Source organism: Magnetococcales bacterium, from assembly GCA_015228935.1.
Classification (GTDB): domain Bacteria; phylum Pseudomonadota; class Magnetococcia; order Magnetococcales; family DC0425bin3; genus HA3dbin3.
Window position 1 is genome coordinate 20301 of the sequence record JADGCO010000027.1, and the last position, 25705, is coordinate 46005.

23 protein-coding genes are annotated in these 25705 nt (G+C 54.8%); 14 read left to right on the plus strand and 9 right to left on the minus strand.

From position 1 onward, the window contains the following. Window position 1: 1 nt before the first annotated feature. The 6 genes from HQL65_08540 to HQL65_08565 all read right to left on the minus strand — a co-directional run bounded on the left by HQL65_08540 (window position 2) and on the right by HQL65_08565 (window position 4794). Entirely contained in the window at window positions 2-2137 is a 2136-nt protein-coding gene (locus HQL65_08540) for a chemotaxis protein CheA (GenBank protein MBF0136275.1), read from the minus strand. 24 nt (window positions 2138-2161) lie between these two features. Continuing rightward, window positions 2162-2527 (minus strand): response regulator, encoded by a 366-nt coding sequence (locus tag HQL65_08545; GenBank protein ID MBF0136276.1) that lies wholly within the window; start codon window positions 2525-2527, stop codon window positions 2162-2164. Next, a complete protein-coding gene (locus tag HQL65_08550; protein MBF0136277.1) occupies window positions 2527-2859 on the minus strand; it encodes an STAS domain-containing protein in 333 nt (110 codons plus the stop codon). The genes HQL65_08545 and HQL65_08550 overlap by 1 nt, the downstream gene beginning before the upstream one ends. Before the next feature lie 227 nt (window positions 2860-3086). Further along, window positions 3087-3734, minus strand: a complete 648-nt coding sequence (locus tag HQL65_08555; GenBank protein ID MBF0136278.1) for a thiamine phosphate synthase — start codon at window positions 3732-3734, stop codon at window positions 3087-3089. Window positions 3735-3756: 22 nt separating this feature from the next. Beyond that, window positions 3757-4374 (minus strand): 7-carboxy-7-deazaguanine synthase QueE, encoded by a 618-nt coding sequence (locus HQL65_08560; GenBank protein MBF0136279.1) that lies wholly within the window; start codon window positions 4372-4374, stop codon window positions 3757-3759. 3 nt (window positions 4375-4377) lie between these two features. After that, window positions 4378-4794, minus strand: a complete 417-nt coding sequence (locus HQL65_08565; protein MBF0136280.1) for a 6-carboxytetrahydropterin synthase — start codon at window positions 4792-4794, stop codon at window positions 4378-4380. A gap of 537 nt (window positions 4795-5331) precedes the next feature. Between HQL65_08565 and HQL65_08570 the strand changes: the two genes are divergently transcribed. The 8 genes from HQL65_08570 (at window position 5332) to HQL65_08605 (ending at window position 10326) form a co-directional block, all read left to right on the plus strand. Then, window positions 5332-5634, plus strand: a complete 303-nt coding sequence (locus HQL65_08570; GenBank protein ID MBF0136281.1) for a nucleotidyltransferase domain-containing protein — start codon at window positions 5332-5334, stop codon at window positions 5632-5634. Continuing rightward, a complete protein-coding gene (locus HQL65_08575; GenBank protein ID MBF0136282.1) occupies window positions 5621-6016 on the plus strand; it encodes a HEPN domain-containing protein in 396 nt (131 codons plus the stop codon). Before HQL65_08570 ends, HQL65_08575 begins: the two co-directional genes overlap by 14 nt. Window positions 6017-6081: 65 nt before the next feature. Continuing rightward, window positions 6082-8010: an ATP-dependent DNA helicase gene (locus HQL65_08580; protein MBF0136283.1), complete on the plus strand. Its 1929-nt coding sequence runs from the start codon at window positions 6082-6084 to the stop codon at window positions 8008-8010. Next, window positions 8007-8675: a tRNA (adenosine(37)-N6)-threonylcarbamoyltransferase complex dimerization subunit type 1 TsaB gene (tsaB, locus tag HQL65_08585; protein ID MBF0136284.1), complete on the plus strand. Its 669-nt coding sequence runs from the start codon at window positions 8007-8009 to the stop codon at window positions 8673-8675. Before HQL65_08580 ends, tsaB begins: the two co-directional genes overlap by 4 nt. Continuing rightward, the gene (gene rimI / locus HQL65_08590) at window positions 8672-9115 is read left to right on the plus strand and encodes a ribosomal protein S18-alanine N-acetyltransferase (protein MBF0136285.1); all 444 of its coding nucleotides are present in this window, start codon (window positions 8672-8674) and stop codon (window positions 9113-9115) included. Before tsaB ends, rimI begins: the two co-directional genes overlap by 4 nt. Before the next feature lie 259 nt (window positions 9116-9374). Further along, window positions 9375-9650, plus strand: a complete 276-nt coding sequence (locus tag HQL65_08595) for a hypothetical protein (GenBank protein MBF0136286.1) — start codon at window positions 9375-9377, stop codon at window positions 9648-9650. 24 nt (window positions 9651-9674) lie between these two features. After that, window positions 9675-9965, plus strand: a complete 291-nt coding sequence (locus HQL65_08600; GenBank protein ID MBF0136287.1) for a nucleotidyltransferase family protein — start codon at window positions 9675-9677, stop codon at window positions 9963-9965. Continuing rightward, on the plus strand, window positions 9958-10326 hold the full coding sequence (locus tag HQL65_08605) for a DUF86 domain-containing protein (protein MBF0136288.1): 369 nt from the start codon (window positions 9958-9960) through the stop codon (window positions 10324-10326). Before HQL65_08600 ends, HQL65_08605 begins: the two co-directional genes overlap by 8 nt. 300 nt (window positions 10327-10626) lie before the next feature. Here the strand turns inward: HQL65_08605 and HQL65_08610 are convergent, their stop codons facing one another. Both HQL65_08610 and gltX read right to left on the minus strand, forming a co-directional pair. Next, entirely contained in the window at window positions 10627-11571 is a 945-nt protein-coding gene (locus HQL65_08610; protein ID MBF0136289.1) for a hypothetical protein, read from the minus strand. Between the two features lie 542 nt (window positions 11572-12113). Continuing rightward, window positions 12114-13535: a glutamate--tRNA ligase gene (gene gltX, locus HQL65_08615; protein MBF0136290.1), complete on the minus strand. Its 1422-nt coding sequence runs from the start codon at window positions 13533-13535 to the stop codon at window positions 12114-12116. Between the two features lie 231 nt (window positions 13536-13766). On the opposite strand from gltX, the gene HQL65_08620 reads away from it, so the two are divergent. The 6 genes from HQL65_08620 to HQL65_08645 all read left to right on the plus strand — a co-directional run bounded on the left by HQL65_08620 (window position 13767) and on the right by HQL65_08645 (window position 25044). After that, window positions 13767-14801 carry an SEC-C domain-containing protein gene (locus HQL65_08620; protein ID MBF0136291.1) on the plus strand — a complete coding sequence of 345 codons (1035 nt, stop codon included), beginning with the start codon at window positions 13767-13769 and terminating at the stop codon, window positions 14799-14801. Between the two features lie 157 nt (window positions 14802-14958). Further along, window positions 14959-16836: an aspartate--tRNA ligase gene (aspS, locus tag HQL65_08625; GenBank protein MBF0136292.1), complete on the plus strand. Its 1878-nt coding sequence runs from the start codon at window positions 14959-14961 to the stop codon at window positions 16834-16836. An 83-nt stretch (window positions 16837-16919) separates the two neighbouring features. Next, window positions 16920-18068: a DUF262 domain-containing protein gene (locus tag HQL65_08630; GenBank protein MBF0136293.1), complete on the plus strand. Its 1149-nt coding sequence runs from the start codon at window positions 16920-16922 to the stop codon at window positions 18066-18068. Window positions 18069-18179: 111 nt separating this feature from the next. Further along, the gene (locus tag HQL65_08635) at window positions 18180-19547 is read left to right on the plus strand and encodes a hypothetical protein (protein MBF0136294.1); all 1368 of its coding nucleotides are present in this window, start codon (window positions 18180-18182) and stop codon (window positions 19545-19547) included. A gap of 17 nt (window positions 19548-19564) precedes the next feature. Next, entirely contained in the window at window positions 19565-20893 is a 1329-nt protein-coding gene (locus HQL65_08640; protein ID MBF0136295.1) for a hypothetical protein, read from the plus strand. Between the two features lie 53 nt (window positions 20894-20946). Beyond that, the gene (locus HQL65_08645) at window positions 20947-25044 is read left to right on the plus strand and encodes a PAS domain S-box protein (protein ID MBF0136296.1); all 4098 of its coding nucleotides are present in this window, start codon (window positions 20947-20949) and stop codon (window positions 25042-25044) included. A gap of 22 nt (window positions 25045-25066) precedes the next feature. On the opposite strand, the gene HQL65_08650 is transcribed toward HQL65_08645, so the two are convergent. After that, window positions 25067-25333 carry a hypothetical protein gene (locus HQL65_08650; GenBank protein MBF0136297.1) on the minus strand — a complete coding sequence of 89 codons (267 nt, stop codon included), beginning with the start codon at window positions 25331-25333 and terminating at the stop codon, window positions 25067-25069. Window positions 25334-25705: the final 372 nt, after the last annotated feature.

The window sequence follows — 25705 nt, forward strand, 5'->3', positions numbered from 1 at the left end:
TTCAGGGTGTGGTGGTTCCTGATTCGGCCAATTCCAGATCTTCCACGAACCGAACCATTTTTTGCAGGTCGAGGATCAGTGCGACGGTGCCGTCGCCCAGGATGGTCGCTCCGGAAAACTCTTCCGAGTTTTTGAAGGTTTTGCCCAATCCCTTGATGACGGTCTGGTGTTGTCCGATCACATCATCGACGACGAAGCCGACTCGTTTTTCTTCCACTTCGGAGATCACGATTTGTTCCACTTCGGGTGGTTGACCGGTGATTTCGAAGTGATCGCGGATCCGGATGTAGGGGACGATGGTTCCTCGGACGTTGATGACGTGGCGGCCATGGGTGGCGGTGACATCGGCGCGGGTCAGTTCGACGCACTCTTCGACGGCGGCCAGGGGGAGGACAAAATATTCGTTGCTGATTTTGACCAGGAGCCCCTCGATGATGGCCAGGGTCAGGGGAAGTTTCAGGGTGATGGTGGTCCCCTTGCCCAATTCGCTTTGTACATCGATGGAGCCGCGCAGTCCCTCGATGGAGCGGCGCACAACGTCCATGCCGACGCCACGCCCTGAGACGTTGGTCACTTTTTCGGCAGTGGAGAACCCGGCGGCGAAGATGAGCTGGAAGGCTTCTTTTTCGCTCAGCTCGCTGTCAGGGGGGATGACCCCTTTTTCGATGGCTTTGCTGATCAATTTTTCGGTATCCAGACCTTTGCCGTCATCGGTTACCTTGATCAGCACGTTGGCACCCGAGTGTTCTGCGGAGAGGTGGATGCGGCCAACGGGGGATTTTCCGGCTTCGACGCGCCCATCCGGGGATTCGACGCCGTGGTCGATGCTGTTGCGGATGATATGGACCAGGGGGTCGTTGAGCTGGTCGATCACGGTTTTATCCAGCTCGGTTTCGGCACCGGCGGTGGTCAATTCAATTTGCTTGCCGAGTTCGCTGGAGAGGTCCCGGACCAGGCGTTTGAACTTGTCGAAGGTGGTCCCGATGGCCAACATCCGGATGCTCATGGTGTTGTCGCGGAGTTCGCCGGTCAGTCGTTCCACTTCTTCGGAGATCAATTGGAGATCATGATCGTTCAATTTGGCGGAGGTTTGGGTCAGGCGGGCCTGGACGGTGACGAGTTCGCCGACCAGATCGACGAGCTGGTCGAGTTTGTCCGAGGGGACGCGCACGCTCTGGGCGACCACCTGCTGTTTTTTGGCTTCCCGTTTTTGTTTGCCAACCTCTTGTTCCACCAGGGCAGCCTGGACCTTGGCCTTGTTGACCAGGCCGGCATCCACCAGGCGTTCGCCCAGGGGCTGGAGGACTTTGTTGAGGTCATCGCGCTTGATGTCGCCACGTTCCACCAGAATTTCGCCCAGGGGTTTTTCCGGGGGGACTTCGTCGGGGGCGACGGATTCCTCTTCTCCATCGCGGTCCAGCATGCGAATATTCAGTTCGCATTGGTCATCAACGAAGATGAAAATGTCCTGAATGGCATTTTCCCCCTGGTCGGTGGTGAGAAAGATTTCCCAGGAGGTGTAGCATTTTTCCGGATTGATCTCTTCGATTTCGGGAAGGTGTTCGAGGAAGGTGACCACCTTGGTCTCACCGAGCTGGCGGATTTCATCGAGCAGCAGGAGAGGATTGGTCCCGTTTTCGAAAATTTCAGGTTTGGGGCGGAAGCGGATGCGGTAGGTATGGACACTTCCTTCTTCCGAGGCCGGGGCGGAATCTTTTGTGGTTTGGGCGGCATCGGCTGCCTGGGCAGGGGCGGCACCCGGAAGCAGGCCTTTCAGGCCGGCGATGATGCGACTGGCGTTGTTCTGGTCTGGTTCTTCACCACCGGCGGCGGCATCCAGCATGGCCCGAATCTGGTCGCGGGCGGCCAGCGTCAGGTCAATCAATCCTTTGGTGATCGGGATGGTGCCGTTGCGGGCCAGGTCGAAGACGGTTTCCACGTTGTGGGTGAATTCGGCGACCGCATCGAACCCGAACATGGCTCCAGAGCCTTTGATTGTGTGCATGGCTCGGAAGACGCGACCGATGAGATCCTGATCTTTCGGGGACTCCTCCAGTTCGAGGAGGGAATCTTCCAGTTCGGCCAGCAGTTCGTATGCCTCTTCCGTGAACGCACTGGTATCGATTTCCACGGCCATGGTGGTTTCCCCCGTTCCTGCTGATTAGCCTAAAACTTTTTTGATGACCTGCAGCAACTGTGCCGGTTTGAAGGGTTTGACGATCCAGCCGGTGGCACCGGCGTCTTTGCCTTCCGATTTTTTGTTTGCCTGGGACTCGGTGGTCAGCATGACGATGGGGGTGAACTTGAACGCCGGCAGGGCGCGCAGTTCTTTGATCAGCGTGATGCCGTCCATATTGGGCATGTTCAGATCGGTGATGACCATATCGACCGGATTGGCCTTCAATTTATTCAGGGCATCCTTTCCGTCCACACCTTCGACGACGTTGTAGCCTTCGCCTTTCAGTGTCAATGTGACCATTTGCCGGACGCTGGACGAGTCGTCAACGGTCATGATGGTTTTGGCCATTAATTCCCTCCCCTCCAGAGTCCACTGGGGTCATCCTGTTCAATACAACGATCAAATCCAGACGTTCTGATAGCTTCCTTGAATGTATCCGGCACCGGGCTGACGAGGGCCAGGGTTTTTTTTCTTTCAAGGATTGACCGGTGTGCCGAGCATAAAAGCTGGATTCCTGCCAGATCGACGCGATCCACGTCCTTGAAATTGAGATTCAGGTGCATGGTCTGAACGATGGCGTCATGCAGAGCTTCCTTCAATTCCTGTGCATGCTGGATCGTCAAGTCACCGGACAGGGTCAAGGTCCCGGTTCCGGAATCTTCGACGGTCAGTGTATACATTTTCCGTTCTCCAAATGGAAGGAATATGCCGTTTTTTTTGCTCCTTACTCGTCTCTGTAACGCAGAATGATGACCGCTTATGGGTCATGAAAGCAAGGCAAAAAAGTCAATCCTGATTCATTTGAACTGTTTTGCTTGAATTTTAGCCAGAGGAGGGACGCGGGAAGATGAAAAGGAGGAATGGGGGCCGGGTTGCCATGCTGGGCATGGCAGGGCGCATTCGGTCATCATCGTGTTGCCGGTGCGGTGAGAATATTCAACATGAGCCGGGTAGCATGGGCTGGATCCTGTGTCTGAAGAACACCGCGTATGGTTGCCACGCCTGCGGCACCGGTGGTCATGGCCTGGGCGATGTTGTCCGGGGTGATGCCGCCCAGGGCAATGACCGGGCCGGGGATGGCCTGGACCATTTGGGTGAAATGCGGCAGACCCAGAGGAATGGCTCCGGGATGAGAGCAGGTGGCAAAGAGGGGTGAGAGGGTGACATGGTTGGCCCCATCGGCCAGCGCCTGACAGGCCTCGGTCACGGTGTGGCAGGAGCGTCCCAAAAGAGGCGTGTTGCCCAGGATGCGACGGGCCACCCGGGTTGGCAGACCTGTGGCCGGCAGATGCACACCATCGGCGTTCACAGCCAGGGCAATATCGACCCGGTCATGGATCAATAAATGACTGGGGGGAGTGACAAGAGTTCGCATGGTGACGGCCATGGCATGCAACTCCCGGCTGCTCCAGCCCGGCAAACGGACCAGAATGTGACAGGCTCCCCCCCGCAGGGCATGCTCCAGGCGTTTGAGCAGTTCGTCTTTTCCATCGCTGCCAACAGGTTCCGTGATCAGGAGCAGACGGGGCAGGGGGGGAGGACAAAAAGGGTTCATGGCACTCCGACAGGCTGTGCGATCATGGCACTCCGATCCATTTATGGGTCTGAAGAGAGAGTCGCAGGTGTGCCCCGGCTTCCAGGACCAGGCGATAACAGAGTGCCACGGCCTCAGGGTCCGGAATGCCATCCCTGGAACGGGGTTGCACCCAGACCTGGGGGTGTCGGCTGGCTTGCTGAAGAATTTCCCGAATCCAGGCCGGATCCGGATTGGCTCCCACCACGTACTTGATTTCATTGGCGCGGGTAAACCACTCGGCGGACAGAGGGGTTTTCGGGGAGAGGGTGAGCCAGTCCACGCCGTCCGGAGGGGGACCGCCCACGCCGCTGGTCTCCATGGCGATCCAGAGACCGGACTCCTTGAGGGAGGCGATCAGTTCATGCAACCCAGGGGCCGACAAAGGTTCCCCTCCCGTCAGCAGGACGTGGGGTATTCCAGGGGCCAACTCTTGTCGAGCGGCCTGAATGTCCGCTGTGGTCAGCAAGCGGATGGCCTGGGGATCCCGGTGCAGGGGTTCGTCACACCAGGTGCAGTGCAGTGGACAGCCTGAAAAGCGAATGAAAAACATCGCCCGCCCGCTCCAACCAGCCTCGCCCTGCACCGAGGCAAACAAATCACAGATGGCATGGCGGATCATGCTTCAAGTCCAGATGGCATCCTCACGGGTGGCCTCGGCCCAGGATTCGGTTGATTCCCAGACCCGTACCGCCAGCATGCGGGCCTCGCCCAGTTCCGGACGCCCTTCCAGGAAACGCAGACACCATCCCATGATCCAGGCCGCCAGATATTCGGACGATGTGTAAGGAAGATCCGGAATGCTGTCGTTCAGATTGCGGTGATCGAGGTACGGATCGATCAGCTCCTGCTGCACGATCCGGCGCAACACGCCGAAATCGGTCACAAAGCCCGACTGGGCATTGCCCTTTTCGGGGAGACGTGGTGTGCCCGACAGGACCACTTCCAGGCCATACGAATGGCCATGGAGACGGTGACACTTGCCGTCGTGGTGCCCAAGAGCATGGGCGGCATCGAAATGGAAGCGACGCGCAATCCTCATGAAAAAATGCTGCCATGCTTCAATCACGGCGTCAATGCCTGTAACAGTGAGGGCAGGTGGAACCTTTTCCTGTGACTTTCCTCACCATCATCGGAACACATTTAATTCAGGAGACATCCAGAATACATGTTGCTTAAATAAAAAATTTGCTATCCTCCACTGAATCGACAAGGGAGCGTACCATGACACCACGATGTCACGGATGATCTTCCGGGTGCATATTGAACCCCAATTGGAAATGTTCGAACGGAAACGTTCCGGATGTGACGAGCCTGTATCATTCATGAATATTTTCAACGGTGTCTTGTCCCTATTGAAAACCTGGATATGTGTTGTCGTCGGGTCAAGGATGTCTGGAAGGAAAGCAAGATTATCCAGGGTATATTTTAATTAATTTTTCATTCAAAAATAGTTATATGCAATTTTAGAGGCAAGAGTTTCGTATCTGTTCCACGAGGCAGGAATCGCACACATGCTTGGGCGTGCTGCCATTCAGGGGCCGTGCCAGTGACTATCACCGAAACCGACCTGTCCGTCATGAGTGCCCGCATTGCCGAGGTTCTCCACCCGGAGCGGATCATCCTGTTCGGTTCCCGCGCCCGCGGTGAGGCGCAACCCGATTCGGACATCGACTTGCTGATCATCACCCGTGAGACTTACGGCCCCCACAACAGCCGACGACGGGCCATGGCTCGGGTGTGGCGTTTGCTGGCAGATATTCCTGTGGCCAAGGATATCGTTTTGTTCAGCAATGCCGAGGTGGAACAGTGGCGCACGGCCAAGAATCACTTGATCGCCAGGGCCTTGCATGAGGGGAGAGTGCTTTATGAAAGGCATTGATTACGCCCTGGAACTGTTACGTCTGGCACGCGCCGATCATCGTGCCATGACTGGCATGCTGGATCCCGATGTATTCACCGACGCCATTTTTGGTTTCCATGCCCAGCAGGCAGTAGAAAAGGGACTCAAGGCGTGGTTGTCGGCCTTGGAAATCCTGTTTCCTCTGACCCATGACATCAGCCGCTTATTGCCATTACTGGAACAGCAAGGAGCGGAGATGAGGGATCTGTGGGACTGGGTGGAACTCACCCCGTTCGCTGTAGAACACCGCTACGCCTGGAGTGATGACGCTGAAGTCGCACTGGACCGCACCGAACTGATCACCCGGATCCATGGACTGCTTGAACATATTGATGACCAGATCAGACATGTTGGCCCATGAATGTCAATTCATGTCGGACATGAAATCACAAAATACTTCCTTATTGTTTTGAGCAGGTCGGTGTGATGGCAGAAGAGTCTTTTATCAGCGATTTGTTTGGTCCGGCGAGTCGTCTGGCCCGGGAGATTCCGGGATACGAGGTGCGGGCCGTGCAGCGCCGCATGGCCGGACGGGTTGTCGATGCGGTGCGGGAAAACAAATTTTTATTGGTCGAGGCCGGCACCGGCACCGGCAAGACCCTGGCCTATCTGTTGCCTTTGTTGACCCTGGGTGAGCCGGTCGTGGTTTCGACGGCCACCAAGGCGTTGCAGGATCAGATCGTGGCCAAGGATCTGCCCCTGCTGCGCCGGGTGGTGGAGCGGCCATTTCGGGCGGCGGTCCTCAAGGGGCGGGGCAATTATGTCTGCCTGCATCGCTTTCGTCAGGTCGAGCAGGATCCGACCTTGCACATGTCGCGCTCGCATCAGGAGTGGCAACGTATTGTTGCCTGGGTCCACACCACCCGAACCGGGGACAAGGATGAACTGACCGATCTGCCTGAACGTCTCCCTTTCTGGGCCGGCGTGACCTCCACCACCGATAATTGTCTGGGCCAGAACTGCCCCCGGCATGACGACTGTTTCCTGATCCGCGCCCGGGATCAGGCGCGGCGGGCGCATCTGGTGGTGGTCAATCACCATCTTTTTTGTGCCGACCTGGCGGTGCGGGATGGGGGGTTTGGCGAAATTCTTCCCGACTATGACCGGGTGGTGTTCGATGAGGCCCACCAGTTGCCGGATGTGGTGACCCGGTTTTTTGGTTGGGAGATCAGCAATTATCAATTGCGCGAGCTGGTGCGTGATGGCCGGGCCGAGTTTGCCGAGGTGGGCGCGGATGATCCGGATTTGACCCAGGCCTTGCAGGGGTTGGAAGATGTGGCCAATCTGTTGCGGGGAACCTTTCCGACCGAGGATTGCCGGGCCGGTCTCACCCAAGCCGACATGGACCAGGGGGTTGGTCGCTCTCTGGTCACGGTGGAACAAGGGTTGCACCGGCTGGCCGAGGCCCTGGAGCCGCACCGTCCGCGCAGTGCCGGCCTCGCCACCTGTGCGCGCCGCATCACCGAACTCCTCGCCATGGCCGGACGCATCCGTACCCTGGACGATCCCACCAGGGTCTACTGGTTTGAAACCCGTGGCCGGGGGATTTTTCTTCAGGCTTCTCCCCTGGAGGTGGGGCCGCTCCTGAATGAAATTCTGCATCCCCTCCTCAAGGCGGCGGTCTTCACCTCCGCCACCCTGGCCACCGACGCCGGCAGCGACCCTTTCCGCTTCCTGCGCCAGCAGTTGGGTCTGCCTGAGGAGCAGATTATTGTTGAGCAACTTCCTCCGGCCTTTGATTTTTCCCGCCAGGCCTGCCTCTATTTGCCGCTCCATCTGCCCGATCCGGATGCCGCCAATTTTCCGGAGCTGGCCATTCAGGAAATCCTGGCCTTGCTGGAAGCCTCTTCCGGTCGTGCCTTGTGTCTCTTTACAAGTCGCCGCATGCTGGATCGAGTGCATGAAGGCTTGAAAGGCCGCATTCCGTATACCATCCTGGTCCAGGGCGAGGCCCCGAAACGGGCGCTTTTGGAGGCCTTTCAGGCCGAGCGTTCCTCGGTTTTGCTGGGTATGGCCAGTTTTTGGGAAGGGGTCGATGTCCCGGGCGAGGCCCTCTCCATGGTGATCATCGACCGGCTCCCTTTTGCCTCGCCGGGGGATCCCCTGGTGGCGGCCCGCAGCCGGCATCTGGCCAGTCAGGGCGGCAATGCCTTTGCGGATCTGTTTCTGCCCCGGGCCATTCTCTCCTTGAAACAGGGGTTGGGGCGTCTTCTGCGACGTTCCGATGATCGGGGCGTCATGGTGGTTTTGGACATGCGTCTGGTCCGGCGCAGTTATGGGCGGCGTTTCCTGGAGAGCCTGCCCCGCATCCCCATCATTCGCCAAATTTCTGCGGTTCGGGAGTTTTTTGCATGAAAATTCTGGCCATGGACACTTCGGATCGGGAGGGGTCTGCTGCCCTGTTGGAGGACGAGAGTCTGATCGTGCGGCGGTGTTTTCAGGGTCCGGAGGGGCACATGCTTCACCTTCCCAAGGCCGTGGCGGAAATATTGGCCGCTGCCTCCTGGACCCCTGCCAGTCTCGACCTGCTGGTCGTCACCCTGGGTCCTGGTGCCTTTACCGGCCTGCGTATTGCCCTCGGTTTTGCCAAAGGTCTGGCCATGGCCGGACAGATACCCTTGAAGGGCATCTCCACCCTGGAGCTGTTGAAAAATGGCCTTGGAGGTTCTGGAGCGCCCGCATTCATGGCGGCATTTTCCCCACAGACGCATGTCAGTCCCATCCTGGTCGCCATGGATGCCCGGCGCGGCGATGTGTTCGCAGCTCTCTATCATACCGATGGTCGCTGCCTCTGGCCGCCCGGACGTTGGACACCTGAACAACTGACCGCCCGGATTGCCCAGGTTCCGGAAGGGGTGCGCGTGGTGTGGGAGGGGGATCGGGATGCCGTGATCCTGGGTCGCCTGGGTCTGCACCGGTTCAACGTGGAAGGTACCGATGATCCCCTGACTTTGGAACCCCTCTATCTGCGGCGTGCCGATGCCGAACAAGCCGCGCAGGCAGAACCGGTTGGCGCATGATTCAATCCCGGGCCATGACGCCGGAGGATTTACAGGCCGTGGCCGCCTGCGCAGCCGATCTGATGCCCCATCCCTGGAGCCTGGCCATGCTGACCGAAGAACTTCAGTTTGGTTCTTTGGGACGGGTTCTGGTCGCGGATGCTGGTCAGGTCGTTGGGTATCTATTATTGCGCCCCTTGCTGGACGAGTGGCATCTCATGACCATCGGTGTCAGTCATTCCTGTCAGCGAAGCGGCCTGGGGCGCCGCTTGTTGACCGAGGCCATCCAGCATGCCACCACCCACCAGGGCCGCGTCCTGCTCCTGGAGGTGCGGGTTTCCAACCTTCCCGCTTGTCGTCTCTATGAATCCATGGGTTTCCGTACCCTGCATCGCCGCCGCAACTACTATCCAGCTCCTCCCGTTGCCGAAGATGCCCTGGTCATGGAGCTTTTATTATAGTCGGAAATTTCCTGGTCATGGTTTTGCTCGGCAAGGGCCAGATCACGCGCCAACGGTGCCATCATGTTCAAGTGTTTTTCCCTGAAATGACGGCCACGCGCCCGTCCAGGGGAGTTGGCCCAGGGGGATTTTGCAATGAATGGCAAGCGGATTTCGTTGGAATTTTTGGGGTGTCGATGATAGCCTGACGGAAGATGTGGGTGCCCCCTGTCTTTTCCAAAAACGACGCGCACGCAAAATGCCATCCAGGTAGGTGACCATGGCCAGAAAAAGTAATGTCGCGAGGGTTGCCGATGTTTATCTACCCCCTCCAATTGGGGACAATTTTTCTCCCGGTGGTAACGACAGGAGACAACTCGGACGCTTTCAAAATCATTATTCAGCTTCCGATGACCGCAAATTTTCCAGAGAATACTGTGATATTAAAATTGAGATCCACTCATTGCGATGGACTCTCTGGTTTATTTTTATAATCATTGTTTGTTGTAAAATCTGTTTGGCCGGTATGCTGGCCAAAGGGTTTGGATGGTTGTGATTTGTCAGTGGATTGAAAAATAACATGAACCGCGAACAGGCCTTGACCACTCTGGCACATCTCAAAGCAACCCTCGTCGAACAATTCGGCGTGACACGCTTGGCCTTATGCGGTTCAACCGCAAGAAACGAAGCGCTTGCAGGCAGTGATGTGGACATTCTCGTTGCCTTTGACGGTCCCGCCACATCAAAACGCTATTTTGGCGTCCAGTTTCTTCTGGAAGATACCCTGGGCTGCCAAGTCGATCTCATCACCGAAAAAGCCCTGCGTCCCGAGTTGCGCTCCTTCATCGAACACGATGCTGTCAATGTCTGATTCGCCAAAAAAACGACCTGAACGTGAGTGGCGTTTATACTTGCATGATATGATTCACTATATTGAAAAGGCAATGTCTTATACCAAAGGAATGAGCCGTGATGAATTTGAAACTAACGAGTTAATTTATGATGCAACTGTTCGAAATTTAGAATTGATTGGTGAAGCAGCTACAAATATTCCCCAGTTTGTGCGAGATCAAGTTCCTCACGTTCCTTGGCGACAAATTATTGCTACTCGCAATAAATTAATTCATGGATATGCTGGGATCGACAATGATATTTTATGGAGTATAATTAAAAATGACATGTCCGATTTGCTCGGTAAATTAAATGAGTTGAAAAATATGATTCCACGATGAAAATAATGTTTGCTGAGTTGCATGACGTACAAATTCATTAAAATTTACGTAGTTTAATTTGCATATTGGAGGTCGATTCATGTCCCATCACGTTGATATTGTCATCGAAGACCAGATTTGGAATCTCATGGAACAAGTGCCCCGTGAATCCCGAAGTGATGTGGTCAATCAGGCCTTGATGCATTGGTTTCAATTGCAAAAACGACACGAAGCTGTCAGACAATTGAACATCCTGCGATCTCAGATTGTTCCTGTTTCCTCGCATGAAATTGTTTCTTGGATTCGGGATGATCGGGATCGTTATTCAACCTCGAATTGCAATAAGATCACCGATACCCCGCTTTTCCCAAATTCATGATTTCCTTTCTTATCGATACGGATATATTCGCCGGCTCCGATTTCGCGCATTAGACCAAGACTAACTTGATGGCCAAATGTATTAAGCACTTCACCGAATGCGTATACCGGTTCACCAATACTGATGTGAGTGATGTCACGAACAAAATCGTGAATGTTTCTTGAAAATCTTTTACAGCCTAAAAAGCCATTTTCTCCTATGATGTGCCACGGACTTAACCTTCCACCAAATGCGATCTCTCTTAAATAATATTCACTATCGACAGAATGCGCTGGATGTGAACACGATGCACATGGAACACTGATGTTCTCTACAGATAATTTGGCTTTCCCCTTTCTTGACTCTTCGACTAAAGATGCAGACATGAGAAGCATATCACCTGGAGACTGAAACAAGCCATAAGCTCCGAGGCAACCAGACCTGTTCGCAAGCACAATCTCAGGCATTCCAGAAAAAATTCCCTGTCCAGTAAACTTTGGGAAATTTTTTAAAAAATACAATTGCTCAAGTTCGATTGACCACACACCATCGTCCGTTCTGTCTCGTTTATTCTGGATAATGCATAATTTACTAAAAATTATTTCTCTTTTTTTGGTAATCGCTTGAATTACAACTGTGTCCCCTGCTTCCCTGGTTACTTTTCTTCCATAATAATCAAACGTCACTAAAGATGTGCTGCCATGAATTCGATTAGTAATCAACCTTATGTTCTTATATTTTTTTCCATTCAAGGAGCCAACCATGGCATCGACCATTTTTAATTCATTTCCGTTTTCTTTATAGCATCCAACAAGACCATTATAGAAAGAATCGGCAACATCTTTCTGAAATTTTGCAAAATCCTCGTCACGGTCCAGTTCAATAAATTGCTCAATCAAATCGAACACGATAAGCCTCCTGACAACAAGGTTAGCATCGCGTTAAGTTTATGCAAGCAAATCGGTTTGTCAAATAAAATTTTCTTCAGACATAGAATAAATATTGCTTTAATTCAATATTGTACTTAGTTGGGTAAGTTTTTAACTGAAATGAAACGAACGTATTCAATTCAAATTTTTATCGTAAATGGTGTGCGGAATAAGATTGATTTTATTGATAAATTTAAACATTATACAAGCGGTGACAATATTGTCATAATCGCCTTTATTGCAGTAGAAAAAAACAAAAATTTCTTTCATTTTGTCGAGAGTTAGGCCAAAATTATCATTAAATTTTACATCATCTTAAATTTCATGGATTGTTTGAAGCTTGACTTTTTTCCAGAAGCTGGATTTCTCGAAACGAGGTAAGGGACGATATAAGCCGGCAACTTTGATGATGTAGCTGGATGCGAACGAGTCACTCTCACCAAATATAGTGTGTCTGGAATCATCAGCAACCTCCTGATCCACAGCTTGAACAGAAGATGCAAACCATGATCCATCATGAATCAAGAATGGCGAGCCTTGAACATGGCTTTATAAAAAACCAGGCAGGAGTCCAACCGGGCCAGGGTTTCTTTTTGTCCCAGGAGGGCGAGGATTTCGAAGACGCTGGGGGAGACATCCCCGCCGGTGATGGCGATGCGGACGGGTTGGGCGAGTTGGCCCATTTTGAGTCCGTGGTCGGCAATGATCTGTTTGAAGGTGGCTTCGATGGTGGTGGCCTGCCAATCGGACAACGTGGTCAAGGTGTGGACCAGGGCGGTGAAGGGAGCCAGAATTGCCTCCTGAAGATGCTTTTGGACCGCCTTCGGGTCGTAGGCCTGGGGTGCCCGAAAATAAAAAAGAGATTTATCGGCCATTTCGAGCATGGTTTTGGCGCGTTCGCGCACGGTCGGCAGAATGGCTTGCACAAATGCCGGCTCCGGGTTGACGACTCCCAGACGCTCCAGATGGTTGGTCAATTCGGGCAGCAGGGCCTCGGGCGACGCAGCACGTATGTGCTGGCCATTGAGCCAGTCAAGCTTGGAAAGATTGAAAATGGCCGCCGAACGTCCCACCTCCCGTACCTCGAACAAGCGTTCCATTTCGGCCATGGTGAAAATTTCCTGGTCCCCATGCGACCAGCCCAGGCGGACCAGATAATTGTTGACCGCAGCCGGCAGGTAGCCCTGATCCCGGTATTGCAAAACCGACACCGCGCCATGCCGCTTGGAGAGTTTCGATCCATCGGTGCCATGCAGAAGGGGCATGTGGGCATAGGCGGGCAGGGACCAGCCAAGGGCCTCGAAAATATGAATCTGCCGGGGCGTGTTGTTGATATGATCCTCGCCCCGGATGACGTGGGTGATCCCCATGTGGTGATCATCGACCACGACCGCAAGATTGTAGGTCGGGGAACCATCCGAGCGCAAAAGGATCAAATCGTCCAGCTCTGTATTGCTGACGCGGATCTCTCCCTGGATCATGTCATTCCAGACCACATCCCCCTGCCGGGGTGTTTTCAGGCGGATTACGAAGGGGCGATCCGTTGGTTCCGGACCGGTCCGTTCCCGGCAACGCCCGTCATAACGGGGTTTTTCCTGGCGCAGGCGTTGTTCTTCGCGCATGGCATCGAGTTCTTCCTTGGTGCAGTAACAACGATATCCCTTGCCCAGCTCGACCAGTTGCCGGGCCGTCTGGCGATGCTGTTCGGTGGTGTCGGATTGAAAAAATGGCCCTTCATCCGGCTTGAGACCCAGCCAGTCCAACCCCTGGAGAATGACTTCCACGGCCTCGTGCGTCGAACGTTCCCGGTCTGTATCCTCCACCCGCAAAATGTAGGTGCCGCCCGTGTGCCGGGCAAAGAGATAACAAAACAAGGCAGTGCGGGCACCGCCAATGTGCAAGAATCCGGTGGGCGACGGCGCGAAACGGGTACGGGTGGTCATGCAGGACTCCTCTTCCGCAAGAAAGCGGGTTGTGATGGGACAGAAGACTTTATAACGATCTTCGCCAACAGGCCAATATTTTCCGACACTGGTCAGGGACCGGGCATGTCGTTTATCATGCATATTTCACATTGTTTCCGGATGGCAGGCACACCGTGAAGTTTGCCGGCAGACGCACCATGAAGTCTGGATCCCTTGGAATTGGAATGTCGGGAAAAAGGAGCTTTCGTCGTGGGTTCCCAAAAAAATCTTAACGAACCACAAGTCTATGCCGAGGCGTTGGTCCATGCGGTCCTGGAACCCGATACCACACGGCTGGCCGCCTGGTTGGCCAATGAAGAAAATGTTGACCAGAATCCTTTTTATAAATGGTATCTGTATCTTGCCGAGCGTTTGAAGGATCTGGCCCCGCGTCCGGAACTTGGTTTTTTGGCCCGACCTCAGCATACCGTTCCCCTGCCCAAGATTGGTCGCAACGATCCGTGCCCCTGTGGTTCCGGAAAAAAATTCAAGCAGTGCCACCTGGGCCAGGAGGAGTCGGTCAACTGGAAATTGGGATCGCCGACACCGGTCATCCGCAACATGGCCATCGTATCCCTGATCCAGGCCATGAGTGTCGATGCCCTGGACAGGGTTCCCGCCGCCAAGGCCTCGGATCTGGCCCGCAGTGAAATGGCGTCGGCCTACTATCGGGCCGGTCAGTTGGAACAGGCCATCCGCTTGTTGAAGACCGTTCTCGATGGCGACCGGGACGAACCCTTCATGCTTTTCGACTACTGGATTGCCCGCTATGCCGAGTGGCTCGTGGAGTACGGTGAACCCAAACAGGCCGAAGAGTTTCTCCTGGATGAGCATGACCACTGTCGCGGTGTGACCGCCTGGCAGGTGGCCCAAAAGCTGGCCGCCTTCTATATGGACCAGGGCGATCCCGATAACGCCGAAACCTGGGTGGAGTCTTCCCTGGAAGGGGAACCCGACAATCCTTTCAGCCATTACCTGAAAGGCCTGTTGCAGCATGGTCTGGATCATTGGGATGAAGCCGTTGTCTCCTACGAAAGAGCTTTGGAACTCAGCCATCAGTTCCGGCCCCAGGAAAAAGCGTACATGACGCACATGGTCAATGAATCGCTGGCCCGTGCCCGGAATCACCAACCTGTGGAAGAGCTTCCCCTGGACATTTCCCCATCCCAGGAAGCAGACCCGGATGATGTGGCAACGCAGAGTGCCCCGGACGGTGAACCTCCTGTCGCGGCCAAACCGGATTGAGGAACCGGTTGTCAGGTCGTCAGGAGCGTGGCATGAGCAACCAAACCGGATTGCTGAACCGGTTGCCGGGTCGTCAGATCGCCAGGAAAAATGGCATGAGCAGCCAAACCGGATTGCTGAACCGGTCATCAAGTCGTCAGGTCGCAAGGAGAGTGGCATGAAACGCAGTCATTACTGCAACACAGTTCGGGAAGATTTGATCGGCAGTCGCGTGCAATTGTGTGGTTGGGTCAACCGGCGCCGTGATCATGGCGGGGTGATTTTTGTCGATTTGCGGGATCGGACCGGCATCATCCAGGTGGTGTTCAGCCCCGAACGCGGGGATCAAATACACGACCGTGCCCATGTGTTGCGGAGCGAATTCGTCATTCGGGTGGAAGGGGTCGTGGCCCATCGCCCCAAAGAGACCGAAAATCCCAATCTGGATACCGGCATGGTCGAAGTGAATGTCGATACCCTGGAGATTCTCAATACTTCCCAGGCCCTGCCGTTTCAATTGGATGACCCCGACATTGGCGAAAGTACCCGCCTGACCTGGCGGTTTCTCGATCTGCGCCGTCCGGCGATTCAACACAACCTGATGTTTCGACATCGGGTAATGCAGACCATTCGCACCTTTCTCGATCAGGCCGGTTTTCTGGAGATTGAAACCCCCATGCTCACCCGCAGCACCCCGGAAGGGGCGCGGGACTATCTGGTGCCGTCAAGGGTCAATCCCGGGCAGTTTTATGCCCTGCCGCAATCGCCGCAGCTTTTCAAGCAGTTGTTGATGATTTCCGGCTATGATCGCTATTTCCAGATCGTGCGGTGTTTCCGGGACGAAGATTTGCGGGCCGACCGGCAGCCCGAATTCACCCAGGTCGATCTGGAAATGTCCTTTGTGGAAGCCGATGACGTGATCGCCAACGTTGAAGGGATGGTGGCACGGCTCTTCAAGGAGGCGTTGGGTCTGGATCTGGAACTGCCCATACCCCGGATCACCTACGCCGAGGCCTTGCAAAAATATGGTCTGGATGCCCCGGACATGCGGATCCCGATGGAACTGGCCGACATTACCGATGCCATGCGCCAGACCGGATTCAAGGTGTTTGCCGAAACCGCCAATCTGGCCGGTGCCCGCGGCCTGAATGGGGTCATCAAAATATTGCGGGTGCCGGGCGGTGGGCGTTTGACCCGCAAACAGATCGATGACTATGGCGCTTTTGTCGCGGTCTATGGTGCCAAGGGATTGGCCTGGATCAAGGTCAATGGTCCCTGGCAGGAGGATGGCTGGCAATCCCCCATCGTGAAATTTTTTTCCGACAGTGAAAAGGCGGCCATTCAGGCTGCCTCGGGTGCCATGCCCGGGGACTTGATCTTTTTCGGGGCGGATCGGTCGGCCATTGTCAACGAAGCCCTGGGACGGTTGCGGGTCAAGGTGGCCCATGATCTGGGCCTGCTCGAAAAACGCCGTTTTGCCTTTGTCTGGGTGACCGATTTTCCGCTCCTGGATTGGGACGGCGAGGCCAAACGGTACACGGCGGTTCACCACCCCTTTACGGCTCCGCGTCCCGAAGAACTCGCTGTTTTTCAACAGGCAACCGGCCAGCAACTCACCGGAGGCGTCGCCGATCCGGCCCTGATGAACATGCGTGCCCAGGCCTATGATCTGGTTCTCAACGGCACCGAAGTGGGCGGCGGTTCCATTCGTATCCACAATCCGGATGTCCAATTGCGCATGCTCGAACTTTTGCACATTGGCAAGGAGGAGGCCGAAGCCAAATTCGGTTTCCTGCTCAAAGCCTTGGATTATGGCGCTCCCCCGCATGGCGGTCTGGCTTTGGGGTTGGATCGTCTGGTGACCCTCATGCTCGGGCTGGACTCCATCCGCGAAGTGATCGCCTTCCCGAAGACCCAAAAAGCAGGCTGTCCTCTGACCCAGGCCCCTTCGACCGTGGCCTTCGAACAATTGCGGGATCTCTATCTGCGCTCCACTTTCCGGCCCAAGGAGAGTGAACCGAACCCGGCATCCGCAAAAGCAGCGGCAAGTGAATGATACATTCCGGGGAAAGTGGCTTGAACCCTGTGCCGGCAAAAGCATCGGAAATTGCAACAGCGATGGAAACTGGTTGATACCTCATGAATATCCCTGGTTCGTCATCGGATGATTGGCCAGAACCCCATTCGAATCCGTCGCCCGGTCGGGTTGAGGATGATGATGATGTGGGCGATGCCAGGCCTTTTGATCCGCGCAAGGTCAAGATTGAAACCAAACCCATGACCTTGGCTCCCCTCATCCAGCGCATGCGGGAGGGGAGAATCAATCTTGCGCCCGAATTCCAGCGGCAGGAGGTCTGGAAACTGACCGCCAAAAGTCGCCTGATCGAGTCCCTGCTGATTCGCATCCCGCTGCCGGCTTTTTACATGGATGCATCGGACGAGAACAGTTGGGTCGTCGTGGATGGGTTGCAAAGGCTTTGCACTTTGCGGGATTTTGTCGTTCCGCACGATGAAGGCCGGCGTCTGATTCTGCAAGACCTGGAATATCTCAAGGATTTGGAAGGCAAAAGCTTCCATGATCTGCACCGTCCCCTGCAACGACGGATCGAAGAGACCGAAATCATTGTCTTTTTGATCGAAAAGGGGACCCCTTGCGACCTGAAATTCAACCTTTTCAAGCGGATCAATACCGGGGGTCTGCCCCTGTCTTCCCAGGAGATCCGGCATGCCTTGCATCAGGGGCCAGCCACACGCTTCCTGAAGGAGTTGGCCAGAACGGATGAGTTTTTGCGGGCCACGGGGGGGGACGTTGCCGATGATCGCATGCAGGCCAGGGAGTATATTCTGCACGCGCTTGCCTTTTTGCTGACTCCCTATACCGCCTATGCCGGTGATTTCAATGCGTTCCTGGGTGAAACCATGGTGCGCATGAACAACATGTCCGACCAGGAGTTGGCATCTCTGCGAAATAGATTCATGCGCGCCATGGTTCATGCCGAAAAAATATTTGGCGAGCAGGCCTTCCGCAAGCCCACCAAACCCGGTGACAGGGTTCTACCCATCAGCAGAGCCTTGTTTGAGGTCTGGTCGGTTGGTCTGGATTCCCTCAGCGATGACGAGCTGGCCTCCCTGGTCGCCAGGAAGGATGTTGTGGTCAATCTGTTTGCCGAGTCTATGCATGCGCATGTTTGTGTGCATGATTTTTCAAACTCAGCGAGTCATTCGGAGCGGGTGAAGAGACGTTTCCAGGATGTGGAAAAAATGATTTGGCGGGTACTGTCAGCGTGATTTCGTTGAATGTTTACAATACAATGTTCTGACCAGATATTATATGAGAGGTTTTTTTGAATGCACATGGCCATATTTTAGTAGAATCCAACATGCCTACAGAGAAGTTTCATGCAAAAACCCAAAAAAAAGATTCCCGACCCACTGTTGTTTCGCTCCCAGACCCCTGAACATTCCAGACTGGTCAAGGAACTTTTCCAGGGGCGGCAACAAGAACTGGATGATGGGGTCGCCATCTTGCAGGCCGGGTTGGATTGGGCTGGCAAACGTGGGCAGGCAGGATTGGATAAAATTCCATGGGTGATCCATGGCGAAACCCGTTCTGGCAAGTCGCATCTGGCGCGGCGCATCCTGACTGAATTGGCTGAGGTGTCTGACGCATCCGACGCAAAGGACGCTTGGCAAATCATTGTCCAGGCGCGTGACAGGCTGGATGCGGTCCAGGTCATGCAGAAAATTTTTGATGGATTGCTGGGTTTCTATCATGCTTGCCTGGTGGATGCGCGTTTTCCTGAATTATCCCCGGACGATAAAAATTTTGTTCAATCGACGACGGAATTGATGGATGAAGTCGTCAAGTTTTCCGGTGGTGCGAGCAGTCTGGTCTGGAAGTTTTCCCATAATACAACCGCTTCTTTGACAGGGGGAATTCAGGCTGGCCCGAAAATTTTCAAGGTTCTTGCCAACCTGGGCATGGGGGGAGGCAGTGGTGAGGAGGTCAGCCTCACACTGGCACCGCCTACGCCGGAACGTTATGCGCTTTATTGTGGCACCATGGTGGATACCTTGTTGCGAGTGGGGCGTTTGCGGCATCTGCTGGTGTTGGTTGATGATGCCGATCTGCTGGAAGTGGAAATAAGAAGGCCAGTCTCGCAAGAGGACAAGGATCGCAACCAACAACGGGCCAGACTGACCGAGGCCCTGGTCGTCTTGCATCGGGAAGCGGGCATTGATGTTCTGGTTACCGCCCGGTCGCGTTTTGCCCGGTCCAGCAAGGATTTTCATGATTTATTGGATTTGAACGAGTACCCCATGTCGGCAGAGGCATTGGCACAGATTTATGCGGTGCAAATGCGCACGTTTGCTGCCCAGGTGGAACAGCCCGAAGATTTTTTGCTCCCGGAAACGGTTCTTGACGCAGCCAAACTGTCCGGGTTTTTACCCGGTATTTTTTTGGGTCACCTGAAAATTGCCTATGCGGTTCATCGGCGGGAACCAGAAAATCGTCCGCGTGATCTGAATTGGTATATGGGTGTTTTTCGGAATTATTTTGAACAAAAACGAAATCTTTGTTCTGAGGGGGCAGAGCAACTGATCCAGGCCATCAGTGAAAATTGCCTTGAGTGTGCCGTCGTTGATCGGGATCTTTTTTATGGAACGGATCTCGATAATGTTTTGGTTGTGCAGAGTTATGTGACTCCATATCGCTACCGAATTGTTCCCATGATGGCCGAAATCATGAAATCACCATCCATTTAAGGTGTGCGGAGCAAATCATGGCACTGGCGACTCCCCTTATGCGTGATGCTCGGATTTTGTTGGCGGGATCCTTGCCACGGGTGGCCGTGGAATCAGAACGGATTATTGCCTGGCTGGATGGGATTGCGGCGGATCATCCTTTTTCCCTGACGGAACTGGCCGCTCTTCCCGCTGGTGAGGGTCTGGCCGCCTTGGCCGCTCTTGATTTGGAGCGACGACAACCGATTCTCGACCAAATGGCTTTGTCAGGGGAAAAACGTCGCCGGATTGAGACCGTTTTGGAACACATGCCAGGACAAAAAGAGTCCGCCATTCTCGTGCAGGCATTTTCCTATGCGGCCCAATGTGGGCGTTTGCTCAGTCAACCAGACCTGTTGCAAAGAGAGGATGCGACTATTTCCCCGGCAGAGGTATCTGACGACTCCAGGATCACAGGAATCGAAGAAATTCCTGAAGAAATTCGCAAGATCCTTGACTCGGGTCAGCTTGATGATATCGAGCAACTGCGTATAAGACATCCAGATCCAGAACACATGGCGTCGCTCGCTGTTGCAGCTGTATGGAAATACAAACACCATTGGCAAAAAAAAGAATTGTCTCAGGCCATGGAATGGATGCGCAAGGCGGAAGCCATTTTTTCAGCAGTGGGAGTTGAAAAAGAACTGGCGGAAATCAGAGATTCGATGGTTTGGCTGTTGCATGTGCGCGGGGACTTGCATGAAGCCATACGCATTCTTCGTGAAAAACAATTGCCTGCATATGAACGCCTGGGTGACGAACGTTCACGGGCAGTCACCTTGGGAAATATTGCTTATTTTATTTGGAAGCTTGGAGAATTGGATGAAGCATTGCGCATTTGCCGCGAAGAACAATTACCTGTAGTCGAATGCCTGGGTGATATGCAATTACGGGCACTTGCTCTGGGACAAGTTGCCGATATTCTCCGGGCACGTGGTGAATTGGATGAGGCTCTGCGTATTCATCGTGAAGAACAATTGCCTGTATTCGAACGTCTGGGCGATCTGTTCAATCTGGCGCATACCCGTTATTCCATTGCCATTTTGTTGTATGAACAAAATGGCCTGACTCCGGAGTCCACTCCGTTAATCCTGGATCACTTGAACACGGCATTTGCTCTGAGTGTTCAGCAACAACGTCCCGAGGCTGTTTCGGCAATCGGTTTCCTGCTGGGCCAGGTATTGAAAGCCACGGAAAACAAGCAGGAGGCCATTGCCGTCCTGGAACAGGTTGCCACCGCAGCACGCCAGATTGGGTTGCAGGTGGCCATCGAAAATTGCGATACTTTGCTCGGTCAATTGAAAAACACGGAAAAAATTCCGGCTTGACTGTTTTGTTTATTTATTATTGAAGCATCCGGTTGGGAAGCGGGACATAAACCATGATCGAGGCACCGCGCAAGACTCCATTGATTCTGCTGGTGGATGACGACCAGGAGACGAGCCTCTGGCTGAGGAGGCTGTTGCAGCAGGAAGGGTATGACCTGTGCGAGGCCCACGCCGGGGAACAGGCTGTGGCATTGTTTCTGGAGACCTCCCCGGATCTGGTTCTCATGGATGCCGACATGTCCGGCATGTGTGCCTTCGATGCCTGCGCCCGGATCAAACATCTCCAGGGTGAACACAACGTGCCGGTGGTGTTCATGGCGGATTATCCGTGCGAAGGGGAAGTTTTGCAGAGGGTCTACCGGGTGGGGGCGGAAGAGTTTGTCTACAAACCGGTCAATCCAGATATATTGCGCCATCGGCTGGCCCGCCTGATTACCGGCAATCAGGAAAAACGCATTCTCCAGGAAAAAGAGACCCGCCTGCGCCAGATCCTGGAATCAACCGTGGATGGCATCATCACCATCGATGCAACGGGGACGATTCAATCCTGTAATCCCGGTGCCCAACGTATTTTTGGCTATGATCCTGATGAAATTTTGGGAAAAAACGTCCGGATGCTCATGCCGCAGCCCTATCGGGATGAACATGATGGTTATCTGCGCCGATATTTGGCAACGGGTGAGTCCAGGGTGGTGGGGCAGGGTCGTGAGCTGAAAGGACAACGCAAAAACGGCGCAATCTTTCCGCTCTATGTGGCCATCAACAGCATGCGCGTGGGAGGACGGATCTATTTTACCGGCATTCTTCGGGATATGACCCACGCCAAGGCCGCCGAAGAGGAGATTCAAAAGCTGGCCAGGGTGGTGGAAGAAAGCCCCAGCATGATCATGATGACCGATCCTGATGGCCATATTGAATACGTCAATAAAAAGTTTCAGATGGTGACTGGGTATGACATCCGCGATCTGCTGGGCTGCCATGCCGATACCCTGCAAAGCGCTGCCCAACCCTCCGTCATTCTTGATCAGATGTGGGCCACCATTCGCCAGGGGCAGGTCTGGCGCGGCGAACTGCTGAATCGTCGCCAGGATGCAACCCAATTCTGGTCCGGCGTGACCGTTGCCCCCATTTTTGGTCTCTCCCAGGAAATCACCCATTTTGTCGCCACCTCCTCGGACATCACCAAACGCAAAATCGCCGAAGAAAAAGTTCTCTGGAGTCAGAAGTCGCAGAAGGTCATCAATGCCCTGCTGAAAACAGCCGTGGATGCCCTGCCCCTGAAACGGCAACTGGATCGGGTCTTGGAAATCCTGTTGTCGGCTCCCACCCTGACCACCATGTACCAGGGAGCCGTGTTGTTGATGGATGATCGGACCGGAGAGCTGGTCCTCGAAGTCCAACGGGGACTCGATCCCTTCCTGACCCAAACCTGTCAGCGCGTGCCGGTGGGCAGTTGCCTGTGTGGACGGGCCGTGGTGTCCCAGGAGATTGTGTTTTCGGAAAGCTCACTGGATGGGCACCATGAGTTTCAGGTCGAGGGGAAAAAACCCCATGGCCATTATTGCGTGCCCATCATCGGAGAGACCAAAGTCCTGGGCGTGATCAGTATTTCCATCCAGGAAGGGCACCGGCGTCTGCCCGAGGAGGAGGCTTTTCTGACCTCGGTGGGGCAAACCCTGGCGAGCATGATCCAGCGCAAACGGTTTGAAATGGCCCTGCAACGCATTGCCGCCGAGCAGGATGTCATTCTGGCCAATACGGCGGTAGGGATTGCCTATTTGCAGGAGGGGCGCTTTATCCGGGTCAATACCCGGACTGAAGAACTGTTCGGATGGACGGAATCGGAGTTGCGCAACCAGACCGCCGAAATGCTGTTTTCATCCCGGATTGAATTTCGCGAGTTGGCCCGGGCCGCCTTGCGGGTGTTGTCCAAGGGGCGGACCTTCCGGGCTGAACGCTTGATGCGCCGCAAGGATGGGGGACGTTTCTGGTGTCGGTTGGTGGGCAACTCCGTGGAGGATGACAGCCTGCGCAACAAGGCCATCTGGATTCTGGACGACATCACCCAGGAAAAAGAGGTCGAAGAGGCCCTGCGCCGGGCCAAGGATGCCGCCGAACGGGCCAGTCGAACCAAATCCACCTTCCTGGCCAACATGAGTCATGAAATTCGTACCCCGATGAATGGCGTGATTGGCATGCTCGAATTGTTGGGCAAGACCGGCTTGAACCCCCTGCAACGCCGCTATCTCGATGTGGCCGTCAGTTCTGCCGACATGCAGCTCAACATCATCAATGATCTGCTCGATTTTTCCAAGATCGAGGCCGGCAAGCTCGATCTGGAACGGGTTCCCTACTCCCTGGCCGAGGCCGTGGATACCGTCACCCGGATCCTGTCGGGGCGGGCACATCGCAAAGGGTTGGAGTTCAATTGTTTTGTGGCCCCGGATCTGCCGCATCGGGTGGTGGGGGATCCCATGCGCCTGCGTCAGGTCCTGATCAACCTGATCGGCAATGCCATCAAGTTTACCGCCAAGGGGGAAGTTTCCGTGCGTGTGGAAGCGGAGTGGCGGGGACGGGACCTGATCCAGGTGCGGTTTCAGGTCCTCGATTCCGGAATCGGCATCGATCACGAGACGCAACATCGACTCTTCAATCCTTTTACCCAGGCCGACAGTTCCACCACCCGCGAATACGGCGGCACCGGTCTCGGTCTGGTCATTTCCAAGCAGCTTGTGGAGGCCATGGGGGGGCGTATCGGCCTGAGCAGTCAATTGGGGCGGGGATCGACGTTCTGGTTTTCGCTCCCGTTCGAAATCCGCGAAGGAACCGAAGCGGGCAATCTGGAAGCCGTCAAAGAGCTGCGTGCCCTGGTGGTCGATGACAATGAAACCAACCGCATCATCATGGGAGAGTATCTCGCCTCCTGGGGAACCCACTTCGAGAGCGCCTCGGGAGCGGAACGTGCCCTGGATTTGATCCAGAAAAATCGCAACTCCGGTGAATTTTACAATTTGATCATTCTCGACATGCATATGCCGGGCCTGGATGGTCTGGGTCTGGCCCGGCGCATTCGCAGCACATGTGGGCAGGGTTCGCCGCCCATGTTGATGTTGACCTCCGGAGAACAACCCGACGAATGGTCCCTCCAGGAAGCGGGGATTCGCCTGAGTCTGGCCAAACCGGTTGGTCAATCGAGGCTGCTCGACGCCATTTCCATGGTCGTTGCCGGGCAAAGGAAGGAGATGGCCCAAACCCAGGTGGGAAGTGACATGCCCCATTTCAAGGGTCGGGTACTCCTCGTCGAGGATGTGTTTGTCAATCGGGAGGTGGCGCTGGGCATGCTTTCCCGCATGGGTCTCGAAACGTATGTCGCCAACAATGGGCGGGAAGCGGTCGAGCAGATATTTGCGGTTCCTTTCGATCTGGTGTTGATGGATGTGCAGATGCCGGAAATGGATGGGATCGAGGCCACCCGCCGGATTCGCAAGAGCATGACCGACCGGCGCGTGCCCATTGTGGCGATGACGGCCCATGCCCTGACCGGAGACCGGGAACGGTGTCTGGATGCGGGTATGGATGATTATCTGGCCAAACCGGTGCGCTGGAATGACCTGGCCGGTGTCCTGAGCAAATGGCTCCCCATGATCACCATTCCGGCCACCATGCCCCCCCTGCCTCAAGATGGGGAGCCTGTTGAAATCATCTCCTCGACTGCCAGCCTGGCCGCCAGTTCGACCAAAACCACGCCGACGGCACCCGCACCGGCACGCAAAAAGACCGGAGGTCTGGATATGGGGACCTTGAAAACCCTGCGTGATGTCCTGGCAGGTGCCCCGGGACGTTTTTCCCTGGTCCTGGAAAAGTATCTCGAAGGGGTGCCCCAATATCTCAATGACATGGGCGAGGGTTTCAAAAAAGGGGATGTCGAGGCGGTCTACCGGGCCGCTCACACCCTGAAATCCCAGAGTCTCTCCGTGGGGGCCGTCGAACTGTCTCGTCTCTGCCGGGAGTTGGAAGTTGTCAGGCAGGGAAAAAACCTGCTCGAACTGGCCGGATATTATCAAACAATCCTGACCGAGTTTTCCCGGGTTCGCCCGGCCCTGGAAGAAGAGATCAAGAACATGTCCGACAACCAGGGCGTGTTGCCTTGATACAACAACGATAAGACCGAAATCAAGAAACCCGTCTCTCCATCCGGGACCGGGATTGGCCATGGGAGAGGGCGCGGGGAACCAGCAAAAATTTATGTTCTTCGATCAATTGTTTCATGCGCCGGCGATGGGCAACGCTCAGGAGACCTTTTTCTGCCATGAGGGCCAACTGCTCAACCTCTTCGTCGCTCAGACGGGAAAATATTTTTTTGTAGGAATTGTAATCCGTGGTATTGCCGAGCAGGTCCAGGTTAGAAAGCACCAGGGTTTGTGACTGTTTCATGAACATGGCTGACTCTCCTCGTTGGCGTTGTCCGGATCCCTCACCGTACTGTTCGGATTGGAGACGGGAACGATGGAAGTAATATCAACCGGCGTGCCACGTGATTCATCTGGAGCCTCGTTTTTCAACATATTGAAAATAAATTGAATTATTTTTCGGTTCCCGGACCGGAACCGGTGCCCGGCAAAACTTGCCGGGGAAAAACTCTTGCCGAACCCGGCAAATTTTGCCGCTTCGGCAGGGATTGCCGACCTGACAGGGATTGCCGGGGTGACAGTTACCGTGGATTCGGTGCATATTGGCGTGTTCCGTCAGGCGGGGCTCTGCCCCGAACCCCGCCAGGGGGAAGGGCGCAGCCCTTCCCCCTGGACCCCCATC